The organism is Ornithinimicrobium tianjinense (genome assembly GCF_014636495.1).
Taxonomy (GTDB): Bacteria; Actinomycetota; Actinomycetes; order Actinomycetales; family Dermatophilaceae; genus Ornithinicoccus; species Ornithinicoccus tianjinensis.
The window spans coordinates 1,533,039-1,546,109 of sequence record NZ_BMEM01000001.1; the positions used below are offsets into that span (position 1 = coordinate 1,533,039).

14 protein-coding genes are annotated in these 13,071 nt (G+C 72.5%); 6 read left to right on the top strand and 8 right to left on the bottom strand.

The features are described from left to right. Positions 1–210: 210 nt before the first annotated feature. Positions 211–1,446 carry a glycogen synthase gene (gene glgA, locus IEV65_RS07230; protein WP_188429138.1) on the bottom strand — a complete coding sequence of 412 codons (1,236 nt, stop codon included), beginning with the start codon at positions 1,444–1,446 and terminating at the stop codon, positions 211–213. 66 nt (positions 1,447–1,512) lie between these two features. Here glgA and glgC point away from each other — a divergent pair, with 66 nt between their 5' ends. After that, the gene (glgC, locus tag IEV65_RS07235) at positions 1,513–2,766 is read left to right on the top strand and encodes a glucose-1-phosphate adenylyltransferase (protein ID WP_188429140.1); all 1,254 of its coding nucleotides are present in this window, start codon (positions 1,513–1,515) and stop codon (positions 2,764–2,766) included. 65 nt (positions 2,767–2,831) lie between these two features. On the opposite strand, the gene fabI is transcribed toward glgC, so the two are convergent. Next, a complete protein-coding gene (gene fabI, locus IEV65_RS07240) occupies positions 2,832–3,587 on the bottom strand; it encodes an enoyl-ACP reductase FabI (protein WP_188429142.1) in 756 nt (251 codons plus the stop codon). Positions 3,588–3,628: 41 nt separating this feature from the next. Beyond that, complete coding sequence (gene fabG, locus IEV65_RS07245) at positions 3,629–4,375, bottom strand: beta-ketoacyl-ACP reductase (protein ID WP_188429144.1); 747 nt, start codon at positions 4,373–4,375, stop codon at positions 3,629–3,631. A gap of 28 nt (positions 4,376–4,403) precedes the next feature. Here fabG and IEV65_RS07250 point away from each other — a divergent pair, with 28 nt between their 5' ends. From IEV65_RS07250 to IEV65_RS07265, 4 genes are read left to right on the top strand one after another with little or no spacing between them, the layout of a single operon-like run. Then, on the top strand, positions 4,404–4,829 hold the full coding sequence (locus IEV65_RS07250; protein WP_188429146.1) for a DUF3099 domain-containing protein: 426 nt from the start codon (positions 4,404–4,406) through the stop codon (positions 4,827–4,829). Beyond that, positions 4,826–5,053 carry a hypothetical protein gene (locus IEV65_RS07255; protein ID WP_188429149.1) on the top strand — a complete coding sequence of 76 codons (228 nt, stop codon included), beginning with the start codon at positions 4,826–4,828 and terminating at the stop codon, positions 5,051–5,053. Before IEV65_RS07250 ends, IEV65_RS07255 begins: the two co-directional genes overlap by 4 nt. A 10-nt stretch (positions 5,054–5,063) precedes the next feature. Next, positions 5,064–5,858 (top strand): SURF1 family cytochrome oxidase biogenesis protein, encoded by a 795-nt coding sequence (locus IEV65_RS07260; protein ID WP_188429151.1) that lies wholly within the window; start codon positions 5,064–5,066, stop codon positions 5,856–5,858. 24 nt (positions 5,859–5,882) lie between these two features. Continuing rightward, on the top strand, positions 5,883–6,656 hold the full coding sequence (locus IEV65_RS07265) for an SDR family oxidoreductase (protein WP_188429153.1): 774 nt from the start codon (positions 5,883–5,885) through the stop codon (positions 6,654–6,656). Positions 6,657–6,683: 27 nt separating this feature from the next. Here IEV65_RS07265 and IEV65_RS07270 read toward each other — a convergent pair whose 3' ends face one another. The 3 genes from IEV65_RS07270 to IEV65_RS07280 form a co-directional block, all read right to left on the bottom strand. Beyond that, entirely contained in the window at positions 6,684–7,274 is a 591-nt protein-coding gene (locus IEV65_RS07270; RefSeq protein ID WP_188429155.1) for a DinB family protein, read from the bottom strand. Positions 7,275–7,379: 105 nt separating this feature from the next. Next, positions 7,380–9,242 (bottom strand): ABC transporter ATP-binding protein, encoded by a 1,863-nt coding sequence (locus tag IEV65_RS07275; RefSeq protein WP_188429567.1) that lies wholly within the window; start codon positions 9,240–9,242, stop codon positions 7,380–7,382. Between the two features lie 40 nt (positions 9,243–9,282). Beyond that, positions 9,283–10,881, bottom strand: coding sequence for an ABC-F family ATP-binding cassette domain-containing protein (locus tag IEV65_RS07280; RefSeq protein WP_188429157.1), 1,599 nt, complete (start codon positions 10,879–10,881; stop codon positions 9,283–9,285). Between the two features lie 162 nt (positions 10,882–11,043). Here IEV65_RS07280 and ypfJ point away from each other — a divergent pair, with 162 nt between their 5' ends. After that, complete coding sequence (ypfJ, locus tag IEV65_RS07285) at positions 11,044–11,904, top strand: KPN_02809 family neutral zinc metallopeptidase (RefSeq protein ID WP_188429159.1); 861 nt, start codon at positions 11,044–11,046, stop codon at positions 11,902–11,904. A gap of 115 nt (positions 11,905–12,019) precedes the next feature. Here the strand turns inward: ypfJ and IEV65_RS07290 are convergent, their stop codons facing one another. Continuing rightward, positions 12,020–12,703 carry an acVLRF1 family peptidyl-tRNA hydrolase gene (locus IEV65_RS07290; RefSeq protein ID WP_229735001.1) on the bottom strand — a complete coding sequence of 228 codons (684 nt, stop codon included), beginning with the start codon at positions 12,701–12,703 and terminating at the stop codon, positions 12,020–12,022. A gap of 16 nt (positions 12,704–12,719) precedes the next feature. Continuing rightward, the gene (locus IEV65_RS07295) at positions 12,720–13,046 is read right to left on the bottom strand and encodes a metal-sulfur cluster assembly factor (RefSeq protein ID WP_188429161.1); all 327 of its coding nucleotides are present in this window, start codon (positions 13,044–13,046) and stop codon (positions 12,720–12,722) included. Positions 13,047–13,071 lie beyond the last annotated feature (25 nt).

A 13,071-nucleotide genomic window follows, 5' to 3' on the forward strand; every position in this document is an offset into this window, starting at 1 on the left:
GGCGTCGCGTCGCTCAAGGTCACCAGAGGGCATAGGCCAGAGCGCTTGTTGCCTTTCCTGTGCTGCGGGATCGGGCCCCGGACGCCGGACTCGCAGCACCGGAAAGTGCACAGTGCGCGACACGCCGGGCGAGTGGGCCCACAAGCGTCGCTGGGGTGTGGGAAAGGGGAGGTGGGCTGGCTCCAGGGGTGCTGGCGGGCCTCGGTGCGGCTAGAGGCGGGGCGGACGCCCCTCGAGCACGGCGGAGTAGACCTCCAGGGTGCGCTCGGCGATGGTGCTCCAGCTGAAGGACTCCACCGCGCGCCGGCGTCCGGCCTCGCCGCGACGACGTGCCTCCTCCGGGTCGGCGAGGGCAGCCACGACCGCGGCACCCAGGTCCGCCACGAACCGGTCCTCGTCGACCGGGGTGCCCGTCCCGTCGTCGACCTGCTCGATCGGCACCAGCCAGCCCGTCTCGCCGTCCACGACGACCTCCGGGATGCCGCCGGTCGCGGTCGCGACCACCGGGAGCCCGCAGGCCATCGCCTCGAGGTTGACGATGCCCAGCGGCTCGTACACCGACGGGCACAGGAACACCGTGGCGTGGGAGAGCACGGCGATGACCTTGTCCCGCGGGAGCATCTCGCCTATCCACACCACCGGCGCGGCCCCCTCCCCCCGGTCGGCGCGCAGCTCGTCGACCAGCCCGATGACCTCGCGCTCGATCTCCGGGGTGTCCGGTGCGCCCGCGAGCAGGACCACCTGCACGTCGTCGTCGACCGACCGCAGGGCCCGGAGCAGGTAGGGCAGCCCCTTCTGCCGGGTGATCCGGCCCAGGAACACCGCCGTGCGGGCCTCCGGGTCCAGGCCCTGGGACCGCACGAACTCCGCCGCGGCCGGAGAGGTGTCCCGCTCCCACCGGGCAGAGTCGATGCCGTTGTGCACCACGTGGACCCGGGCCGGGTCGACGCCGGGGTAGGACCGCAGGATGTCGGACCGCATCCCCGCCGAGACGGCGATGATGCCCGCCGCCCCCTCGTAGGCGACCTTCTCGGCCATCGAGGAGACGGCGTACCCGCCGCCCAGCTGCTCGGCCTTCCACGGCCGCAGCGGCTCCAGCGAGTGCGCGGAGATCACGTGCGGGATCCCGGCCAGCAGTCCGCCGAGATGACCCCCGAGGTTGGCGTACCAGGTGTGGCTGTGCACGAGGTCGGCCCCACCGTCCGCCACGTCCCGCGCCATGAGCAGGTCGACCCCCAGCGTGCGCAGGGCGGCGTTCGCCTCCTCCAGGCCGGCGGGCACGGCATACCCGGTCGTGCCCTCCTCGGCCACCGGGTCGTCGAAGGCTCGCACGCGCACCTCCGTGCCGGGGAGCGCACGCAGCGCGCGCGTCAGCTCGGCGACGTGCACCCCCGCCCCTCCGTAGACGTTGGGCGGGTACTCACGGCTCAGGATGTCGACGCGCACGGCCCCAACCTAGCCCCCACGCGCCTCGTCCTGCAGCGGAGCGGTCACAGGCTCTAGGTTGGTGTCATGCCTGCTCGTGGTTCGCGTCTGAAGGTCCTGGCCATCGTGCTCGCCGGCGGCGAGGGCAAGCGACTCATGCCCCTCACCGCCGACCGGGCCAAGCCCGCGGTCCCCTTCGGGGGGATCTACCGGCTCATCGACTTCGCCCTGTCCAACGTCGTCAACAGCGGCTACCTCAAGGTCGTCGTGCTGACGCAGTACAAGTCCCACTCTCTCGACGCCCACATCACCAAGACGTGGCGCATGTCGACCCTGCTCGGCAACTACATCGCCTCCGTCCCCGCGCAGCAGCGGGTCGGCAAGCACTGGTTCGCCGGCTCGGCGGACGCGATCTACCAGAGCCTCAACCTCATGCACGACGAGCGTCCCGACGTCGTCGTCGTGGTCGGCGCCGACCACGTCTACCGCATGGACTTCTCGCAGATGGTGGAGCAGCACCTCGAGACCGGCGCCTCCTGCACCGTCGCGGCGATCCGCCAGCCGCGCAGCATGGCGGACCAGTTCGGCGTCATCGACGTCGACCCGACCGACCCGCGCCGCATCCGCGAGTTCCTGGAGAAGCCGACGGACGCCCCCGGGCTGCCCGACTCCCCCGACGAGGTGCTGGCCTCCATGGGCAACTACGTCTTCACGGCGAGCGCGCTCGAGGCGGCCGTCCGGGCCGACGCCGAGCTCGTCGGCAGCAAGCACGACATGGGCGGCGACATCGTCCCCGCCTTCGTGCAGCGTGAGGACGCCTGGGTCTACGACTTCAAGGACAACGAGATCCCCGGCTCGACTGAGCGGGACCACGCCTACTGGCGCGACGTCGGGACCCTCGACTCCTACTACGACGCCCACATGGACCTGATCTCGGTCCACCCGGTGTTCAACCTCTACAACGAGGCCTGGCCGATCTACACCAACTACGGCCCGCACCCGCCGGCCAAGTTCGTCCACGGCTCACGGGACCGGATCGGCCACGCGGTCAACTCCGCCGTCTCCCCCGGCGCGGTCATCTCCGGGGCGACGGTCGCCGACTCCATCCTCTCGCCCCGCGTCACCGTGCACAGCTTCAGCCACGTCACGGGATCGGTGCTCATGGACCACGTGGAGATCGGCCGCTCCTGCCAGGTCCACCGCGCGATCATCGACAAGGGCGTCTTCGTCCCCGCGGGCGTGCACATCGGGGTCGACCGTGAGCACGACCTCGCCCGCGGCTTCACCGTGACCGACTCCGGTCTGACCGTCGTCGCCAAGGGGACCGTGCTCTCCTCCTGACCCCGGACGCAGGTATGGCGTGGCGCACCCAGGTGCGCCACGCCATACCGCGTGAGGAGGGTGGGTCAGAAGCCCATCGCGTGGAAGCCGCCGTCGACGTGGACGATCTCGCCGCTCGTGGCCGGGAACCAGTCGGAGAGCAGGGCCACGCAGGCCTGGGCGGCCGGCACCGGGTCCTTGACGTCCCAGCCGAGGGGGGCCTTCTCGCCCCAGCGCGCGAACTGCTCGAACTCGGGGATCGACTTGGCGGCCGTCGTCGAGATCGGGCCGGCCGAGACGAGGTTGGACCGGATGCCCTTCGGGCCGAGGTCGCGGGCCAGGTAGCGGCTCGTGGCCTCGAACGCCGCCTTGGAGACACCCATCCAGTCGTAGACCGGCCAGGCGTACTGCGCGTCGAAGGTGAGGCCGACGATCGAGCCGCCCTCGCGCATCCGCGGCAGCGCGGCGACGGCCAGGGCCTTGAGCGAGTAGGCGCTGATGTGCAGCGCGGTCTGGACGTCCTCCCAGTCCGCAGCGAGGAAGTCGAAGGCCCCCTGCGGCGCGAAGCCGATGGAGTGCAGCACCCCGTCGAGGTGGTCGACGTGCTCGCCGAGACGCTCCGCCAGGGTGTCGAGGTGCTCCTTGTCGGCGACGTCCAGCTCGATGACGGGAGCCGGCTTCGGCAGCCGCTTGGCGATCGTCTGGGTGATGCGGAAGGTGCGACCGAAGGAGGTGAGCACCACCTCCGCTCCCTGCTCCTGGGCCAGGCGGGCCACGTGGAAGGCGATGGACGAGTCCATCAGGACACCGGTGATCAGGAGCGTCTTGCCGTCAAGGAGCATGGGAGGACTCTAATGGGTGGCCGGGGGTATGCCGTGCAGGCTCAGTGGCCCATCCCGAGGCCGCCGTCGACCGGGATCACGGCGCCCGAGATGTAGGCCGCGTCGGGGCCGGCGAGGAAGCGCACGGCGCCCGCGACCTCCTCGGCGGTCGCGAACCGGCCTGCGGGGATCCCCGACAGGTAGGTCTTGCGCAGGTCCTCGGAGAGCTGCTCGGTCATCTCCGTCTCGATGAACCCAGGGGCGACGACGTTGGCGGTGATCCCCCGACCGCCCAGCTCGCGGGTGATCGAGCGGGCCAGGCCCACGAGCCCGGCCTTGGACGCGGCGTAGTTGGTCTGGCCGGCCGAACCGAGCAGACCGACGACCGAGGAGACGAGGATGATCCTCCCGGCGCGGGCCCGGATCATCCCCTTGACCGCGCGGCGGGCGCACCGGAAGGCGCCGGTGAGGTTGGTGTCGAGCACGGCGTCGAAGTCCTCGTCGCTCATCCTCATCAGGAGCGTGTCCTTGGTGATGCCGGCGTTGGCGACCAGCACCTCCACCGACCGGCCCAGGAGCTGCTCGGCCTCGGTGAAGGCCCGGTCCACGCTCTCGCTGTCCGTGACGTCGCAGATCACGCCCCGCAGCCCCTCCGGCGGCGTGCCGCTGCGGTGGGTGATGACGACGTCGTCGCCGGCCTCGGCGAAGCTGCGGGCGATCGCCAGCCCGATGCCCCGGTTGCCGCCGGTCACGAGGACGGCGCGGGGGCGGGAGGCGGTCTGGTCTGCGGAGATGGTCGTGTCGCTCACCGTCACACCGTAGACGTATCGTGGAGTGGTGCCTAGCAACACCTCCCCACGCGGCCGGGGCCGGCGTCCCGCGCAGGCGGTCACCACCGCCCGCCGCAGCCAGGAGGAGGACCGCCAGCAACGGATGCGTAGCTACCTCATCGCGATGGGGATCCGCACGCTCTCCTTCCCGGTGGCGATCTGGGCCTTCGTCAACCACCACCTCGCGATCGGGTGGATCTTCGTCGTGCTGGCCGTCGTCATCCCCTCGGTCGCGGTGATGCTCGCCAACGCCGTCGACCACCGCGGCGAGTCCCGGGGCACCCCCGAGTCCCCCGTCCAGGGCCTGGCCGCCCCCACCGGCGCCGCGGCGCGGTCCGACCCCGCGCCGCCGAGCAGCGCCGTGGTCAGCGGAGAGGTCGTGACCAGCCGCGACACGACATACCCCTCCAGCCACCCGCGGACGGGACGGTGAGCGCCCCCTCCCCCGCTGCGGGCCTGCAGTGCAGCGCGAAGGGCTGCCGCGCGCAGGCGCAGCACGCGGTGGTCTGGCGCAACCCGCGCCTCCACGCGGAGAGCCGGCGCAAGGTGTGGCTGGCCTGCGACGACCACCGCGACCAGCTGCGCGACTTCGTGCAGCTGCGCGGCCTCCTCATCGAGGTCATCGACGTGGACCAGCTCACCGAGGCGGACGGCTGACGTGCTGGGCGTGCTTCGGCGGCCGCGGTGGGTCGGCTACCTCGTGCTGGGCGTGCTGTTCGGCATCCTCACCGCCAACCTCGGCCTGTGGCAGTGGCACCGGCACGAGTCCAAGGTCGAGCGACGCACGCTGATCGAGGCCAACTACGACGCGGCGCCGGTGGCCGTCACCACGCTGCTGCCCGACCCGGAGGGCACCTTCCCGACGGCCGAGCAGTGGCGCCGCGTGGAGGCGCGCGGTCGCTACGCCCCCGAGCTACAGCACCTCGTGCGCAACCGGCCCCACGAGGGCGTCTACGGCTACGAGGTGCTCGTCCCGCTGCTCCTGGACGACGGGACCGCGCTCGTCGTCGACCGCGGCTGGGTGCGCAACGCCGCCACGGCCGCCACCCTGCCCGAGGTGCCCGTCGCACCGGAGGGGACAATCGACGTCACGGGCTGGCTGCGCCCGGGCGAGCCCGACCTCGGCCGTGACCTCCCGGCCGGGCAGGTCGCCTCGATCGACCTGCCCCGGCTCGAGGAGTCGACCGGCCTGGACGTGCTGCCCGGGTATGCCGTGCTCGACACCGAGGTGCCCGCTCCCCCTACGCGCCCCGAGCCGCTCGGGCGGCCCAGCACCGCGCTGGGCTCGCACTTCGCCTATGCGCTGCAGTGGTGGCTGACCGTGCCCGTCGGGGTGATCCTCGTGCTGGTCATGGCCCGGCAGACCGCCCGCGACGAGGCGGTCGAGCGGGACGGACACGGGAGCGTCGCCGCCCCTGTCCGGCCGCGCAAGGTGCGGATCTGGGACGAGGAGGACGCCTGACCCGGCGCCTGGGAGGATGAGGTCATGGACCTCGGACTCGCAGGACGCGCCTACGTCGTGACCGGTGCCTCGCGCGGGCTCGGCTACGCCACGGCCGAGCACCTCGCGCGTGACGGCGCCGACCTGGTCGTCGCGGCGCGGGACAAGGGGAGAGTGGCGGACGCGGCCACGCGCCTCAGCGCCGAGGGGGACGGCTCGGTCGTCGGCGTCGTGGCCGACCTGGCCCACGAGGACTGCGCCGACCACCTGCTGCACGCGGCCCACGAGCACTTCGGCCGCCTCGACGGCGTGGTGATCTCGGTCGGCGGGCCGCCGGGGACGAGCGCGGCGCAGGCCACCGACGACCAGTGGCGGGCCGCCTTCGAGAGCGTCTTCCTCGGCGCCGTGCGCCTCGCGCGGACCGCACTGGTCACCGCCCGGGCGCCGCTCGCCGTCACCCTCGTCCTGTCGACGTCGGTGCGTGCGCCGCTGTCCGGCCTGGCGATCTCCAACGGGCTGCGCCCCGGCCTGGCCATGGTCGCCAAGACGCTCGCGGACGAGTTCGGCCAGCACGGCCACCGCGTCAACGTCGTCCTGCCCGGACGGATCGAGACCGACCGCCTGCGCGAGCTGGAGGCCGGGCTCGACCCCGCCGAGGCGGCCGCGGCGCGCGCCCGGGCTGTCGCCGCCATCCCCCTCGGCCGCTACGGCCAGCCCGAGGAGTTCGGGGCGGTCGCGGCGTTCGTGACCTCGCCCATGGCGTCCTACATGAGCGGCTCGGTCGTGACCGTGGACGGCGGGTCGACCCGGGCGCTGTGAACGGGGTCCGGTCCGCCCGGGCGTGCCTCAACCGCCGCGGTGGGCCCACAGGTCGCGCAGCAGAGCGACCTCGGCGAGGTGGTGGATGCACTCGCGGTTGATGTGCAGGACCAGGTCGATCATCGGGCTCTCCGCCCACGGGCTCTCGGCAGGACCCACCGGGTGCAGCAGGGTCTGTGGGGTGAGCCCCCGCACGCCGGCCGACCACGCGGCATACGCGCTGTCGAGCTGTGCCAGGGCCTCCTGGGCCGTGCCCGCGTAGGCCCACGTCCCGTAGGAGGCCGGCGGACCGCCGAAGTGGCTGTGCGCGCGCTGCCCCAGCACCCCGACGATCACGTGCGCGAGGCGCCAGGCGATGGTCGTGACCGGGGGCGGGACCGGCTCGGCCGAGGCGTAGTCCGCCTGCCAGTCGCCCTGGCCCAGGCGCAGGGTGGCCGATCCCGGAGAGCTCTCCCCTGCGCGCCGCAGGCTCCAGGCGCCGGGCGTCGGCTCCCAGAGGTACTCCTCGTCGGTGAGGCCGTCGAGCCGCGGACGCGCCGCGGCGTGCCAGTGCCAGTCGAGCTGCTCGTGCAGGCGGGAGACGATGTCGAGGTCAGGTGTCTCCGGCGCGGTGCCCATGGCGACAGCCAACCACCGCCCGCGGACAGCTGGTGTCCGCAGCAGGCACTCAGTCGCGAGGAGGCAGTCGCGCGGAGGCAGTCGTGAGGACTCAGTCGTGAGGACTCAGTCGCGGAACTGCGTGTCGTGCAGGGAGCGGTAGAGCCCGCCCGCGGCCAGCAGCTCGGCGTGGGTGCCCCGCTGCACGATCTCGCCCCGCTGCAGGACCAGGATCTGGTCCGCGTGCCGGACGGTGGAGAGCCGGTGGGCGATGACGATGGAGGTCCGGCCGGCGAGCGCCTCGTCGAGGGCGCGCTGCACGGCCACCTCCGACTCGCTGTCCAGGTGGGCGGTGGCCTCGTCCAGGACGACGACCGAGGGCGACTTCAGGAGCAGCCGGGCGATCGCCATCCGCTGCTTCTCGCCGCCGGAGAGGCGGTGGCCACGGTCGCCGACGACCGTGTCCAGGCCGTCGGGCAACCGCGCGACCAGGCCGTCGACCTGGGCGCCTCGCAGCGCCTCCCAGAGCTCTTCGTCGGTCGCGTCCGGACGGGCGTAGCGCAGGTTGGCGCGGACGGTGTCGTTGAACATGTGCGCCTCCTGCGTCACCACCCCCACGGTGTCGCGCAGGGAGTCGAACGAGGCGTCCCGCAGGTCTACCCCGCCCACGCGCACGGTGCCGGACGTCGGGTCGTACAGACGCGCGACGAGCGAGGTGAGCGTGGTCTTGCCGGCACCGGAAGGGCCGACCAGGGCCACCATGGAGCCGGCCGGCACGTCGACGCTGATCCCGGACAGCACCGCGCGTCCGTCCAGCGTCTCGGCCTCGGGGCGCTGCTCGAGCGAGGCCACCGAGACCTGCTCCGCGCTGGGGTAGGCGAACGAGACGTCCTCGAGGCTGACCCCCACGGGGCCGCTCGGGATGTCCACCGGCTCCGCGGCCTCGCGCACGAGCGGCCGCAGGTCGAGCACCTCGAAGATCCGCTCGAAGGAGACCAGGGCCGTCATGATGTCGACCCGCACGTTGGACAGCGCCGTGAGGGGCGCGTAGAGCCGGCCCAGCAGCGCCGCCATCGCGACCAGCGTGCCGATGGACAGCTCGCCGGCCACGGCCATGAGGCCGCCCAGGCCGTAGACGAGGGCGGTCGCGAGCGAGGCCACCAGCCCGAGACCGGCCATGAAGACGACGCGGTTGACCGCGATCTCGACGCCGGCGTCGCGCACGCCGCGGGCGCGCGCGGCATACTCCCGGTCCTCCTCGGAGGGGCGACCGAAGAGGCGGACGAGCAGCGCCCCGGCGACGTTGAACCGCTCGGTCATCCGGGTGTGCATGTCGGCGTTCAGCGTCATCTGGCGCCTCGTCAGCGACGAGAGCCGAGCACCCATGAGGCGGGCCGGCACCAGGAAGACCGGCAGCAGGAGGAGCGCGAGCACGGTGATCTGCCAGCTCATCGAGAACAGCGCCACGAGGACCAGCACCATGAGGACGAGGTTGCTCACCAGGCCCGAGAGCACGGAGGTGAACGCCGTCTGGGCCCCGATCACGTCGCTGTTGAGCCGGCTCACCAGCGCCCCCGTCTGGGCCCGGGTGAAGAAGGCGACCGGCTGGCGCAGCACGTGCGAGAAGACCTCGGAGCGCAGGTCGAGGATGACGCCCTCGCCGATGCGCGAGCCGAGCCAGCGAGAGACGATGGTCACCAGCGTCTCGAGGACGGCCAGACCGGCCACCACGAGGCCGAGCGTGATGACGACCCCCCGGTCCTTCGGCGTCACCCCGTCGTCGATGATGCGCTGGAGCAGCAGCGGCACCGCGGTCACGAGCGCGCCCGAGAGGACGGACAGGACGAGGTATGCCGCGATGTCGCCTCGGTAGGGACGGCCGTAGCCCAGCACGCGCCGAGCGGTCTCGCGGCCCACCTTGTGGGCGCGGACGCTGGGGTCCTTGCTGAAGCTGCGGATCGACGCTCCGCCGCGCATCCCGACACCCATCGACATCCGGTCGGCCTCCTCCAGGTCGTGCGCCGGCAGGTCAGGCCAGCGAGATCAGGTCCTCGTAGTCACGGCCCCAGAGGTCCTCGACGCCGTCGGGGAGGAGGAGCACCCGCTCCGGCTCCAGCGCCTGGACCGCCCCCTCGTCGTGGCTGACGAGGACGACCGCACCCTCGTAGGAGCGCAGCGCGGAGAGGATCTCTTCCCGGGAGGCCGGGTCGAGGTTGTTCGTCGGCTCGTCGAGGAGCAGGACGTTGGCCGCGGAGACCACGAGGGTGGCCAGCGCCAGCCGCGTCTTCTCACCGCCCGACAGCACGGCAGCCGGCTTGGCGACGTCGTCCCCGGTGAACAGGAAGCTGCCCAGCACCTTGCGGGTCTCGGTCTCGTCGAGGTCCGGGGCAGCGGACTTCATGTTCTCCAGCACGGTGCGCTCGACGTCGAGGGTCTCGTGCTCCTGGGCGTAGTAGCCGAGCTTGAGTCCGTGCCCGGGGATGACCTCGCCGGTGTCCGGCTGGTCGATGCCGGCCAGGAGGCGCAGGAGGGTGGTCTTGCCGGCGCCGTTGAGGCCGAGCACGACCACCTTGGAGCCCCGGTCGATGGCCAGGTCGACGTCGGTGAAGATCTCCAGGCTGCCGTAGGAACGGGACAGCCCCTCGGCGGTGAGCGGCGTCCGCCCGCAGGGAGCAGGCGTGGGGAAGCGCAGCCGCGCCACCCGGTCCGTCTGCCGCTCGCCCTCGAGCCCGGCCAGCATCCGCTCGGCCCGGCGGGCCATGTTCTGCGCGGCGACGGCCTTGGTCGCCTTGGCCCGCATCTTGTCGGCCTGGGCGAGCAGCGCCGCCGCCTTCTTCTCGGTGTTGGCGCGCTCGCGGTGGCGCCGGCGCTCGTCGGACTCCCGCTGGGTCAGGTAGGCCCTCCACCCCATGTTGTAGACGTCCATGACCTGCCGGTTGGCGTCGAGGTAGAACACCTTGTTGACCACGGTCTCGATGAGGTCGACGTCGTGGGAGATGATCAGCAGCCCGCCGGCGTACGCCTTGAGGTGCTCGCGCAGCCAGACGACGGAGTCGGCGTCCAGGTGGTTGGTCGGCTCGTCGAGGAGCAGGGTCTCGGCCCCCGAGAAGAGGATCCGCGCGAGCTCGATCCGCCGGCGCTGACCGCCGGAGAGCGTGCGCAGCGGCTGCTCGAGCACGCGCTCGGGCAGGCCCAGCGAGCTGGCGATCGAGGCCGCCTCGGCCTCCGCGGCATACCCGCCCTTGCTGGTGAACTCCGCTTCCAGACGGGAGTAGCGGCGCATCGCCTTGTCGCGTGCTTCGCCCTCCGTCGTGGCCATGGCCTCCTCGGCGGCCCGGAGCCCGCGGATCACCTCGTCGAGCCCGCGCGCCGAGAGGATCCGGTCGCGACCGAGGACGTCGAGGTCGCCCGTGCGGGGGTCCTGCGGCAGGTAGCCGATCTCGCCGGTGCGCGTGATGGACCCGCCGGCCGGCTCGCCGGAGCCCGCGAGGATCTTGGTCAGCGTCGTCTTGCCCGCGCCGTTGCGTCCGACCAGCCCGACGCGGTCCCCCGCGCCGACGCGGAAGGTGACGTCGTCCATGAGGAGCCGTGAGCCCACCCGGATCTCGACGCCGGAGGCGGTGATCATGCGGGCTCCTTGGGCGTGGGCGCGCGCAGGCGGGGCGCGCGGGTGGGTGGGGGTATGACGTGCCTGCGCGGCGAGAGTGCGCGGGCGGGGTCGGGTGACTAGTCTACGCGCTAGGTGTGTGGTCACCCGACCTGCACAGATCGCGGAGAAGAAGGTGTGCGCATGACGTTCAGGGAGAACGCCAACATCGGTTCTGGCCGGGCCAGCCGTGGGGGTGGTGGCGGCGGTGGTCTGGCCGTCGGTGGCGGCATCGGCACGCTCCTCCTGGCGCTCGTCATCATGCTCTTCGGGGGCGATCCCGGCGCCATCCTGGGTGGCGGTTCCCAGGCGCCGAGCCAGGCCGAGAACGTCGAGCTGTCCGAGTGCCAGAGCGGCGCGGACGCCAACGAGAACGTCGACTGCCGGATGAAGGGCGGCATGGCCTCCCTGGAGCAGTACTGGAGCCAGGCCTACCCCAAGGCCCAGCCGGCCAGCGCGACGATCTTCAGCGGCGCGGTCACGACCCAGTGCGGCCAGGCCACGAGCCAGGTCGGCCCCTTCTACTGCCCGCTGGACCAGAAGATCTACCTCGACACCGCCTTCTTCCAGCAGCTCGAGGGCCAGCTCGGCGCGAGCGGCGGCTCGCTGGGCGAGCTCTACGTCCTCGGCCACGAGTACGGCCACCACATCCAGAACTACACCGGCGCCCTGCAGGCCTCCCAGCAGGACCCGCGCGGACCGGAGTCCGGCGCCGTGCGTGTCGAGCTGCAGGCCGACTGCTTCGCCGGCGCCTGGATCGCCAACGCCTCCGGGCCCGAGGGCCTGCTGGAGCCGCCGACCAAGGAGCAGATCCAGTCGGCGCTCTCTGCTGCCGCCGCCGTCGGCGACGACTCGATCCAGGAGCGCATGCAGGGTCAGGTCACCCCGCACGCCTGGACCCACGGCTCGTCGGAGCAGCGCGTGGGATGGTTCAACCGCGGCTACGAGTCCAAGGACCCCAACCAGTGCGACGTCCTCAACGCCGGGAGCGTCGACGACTTCTGATATTCCTACGACGCCCTGCGCCGCCCCGCGCCGTGGCGAGCCGTGGCGCGAGGGGGCGCGAGGAGGTGCCAGAGGGCGCGGTGGTCCCGGCCTGACCTAGCGCCCGCCTGTCGCGTCAGGCGTTGACGACCTCGACGAGCACGGCCCGACCACGCCGCACCGCGTCGTCGAGCACGGCCCGGCGGGGGTCGGGCAGGTCCCACAGCTCTCTGCGCGGTATGCCGTGCAGCGGGGTAAGCGGGCCGCTCGCGAGCTCGTCGAGCACCTCCGCCACCAGGGTCCGGTCGCCGCCGAGCAGCAGGCCCCCGACCGGGCCGACGGCAGCCTCGCCCTCCCCCAGGACCCGGCTCGCGTGACCGACGACCGCGCCGACCAGCTCGTCGGCCTGGTTGGCCCGGCGCCGCGCATAGCGCTGCTGGCTCCACCCGCCCGCAGCGGTCCGGCCCTGCACATGGCGCGTCCCCACCTTGTGGGCGACGAGCTCCCCGGTGGCCGCGGCGACGGCCACGGCATACCCGCCCCGCCGCACGAGCACGACCAGCAGCACGGGAGGGGCACAGAGGTGACACTGCTTCCCCTCCGGAAGCAGTGTCACCTCTCCCGCTGCCCCCGTGCCCTCCAGGACGGGGCCCCAGCCGGTGAGCCGGGCCCAGGAGCCGTCGGCGGCCGTCAGCAGGCATGACGACGGGGACGTCGCCCGGTCGACCGACCAGGTGACGTCCCCGTGGGACGCGCCGAAGCGTTCCACCCACCCGGCGAGACGCTCGGGGGCGACCTCGACCAGGCGGGGCGGGCTCACGGCGAGAGCGCGTCGCTCAGACGTTGAAACCGAGGGCGCGCAGCTGCTCGCGGCCCTCCTCGGTGATCTTGTCCGGGCCCCACGGCGGCATCCAGACCCAGTTGATCCGGTGGCTGGGGACCATGCCCTCCAGGCTCTGCGCGACCTGGTCCTCGATGACGTCGGTCAGCGGGCAGGCCGCGCTGGTGAGGGTCATGTCGATCACGGTGTGCGCGGCGGCGTCCACGGTCACGCCGTAGACGAGGCCGAGGTCGACGACGTTGATGCCGAGCTCGGGGTCGACGACGTCGCGGAGGGCTTCCTCGATGTCCGCCACGTTCGGCGGGGTGGTCTGCTGGGTCACGATGCCTCCAGGGGTTGTCGTGGGT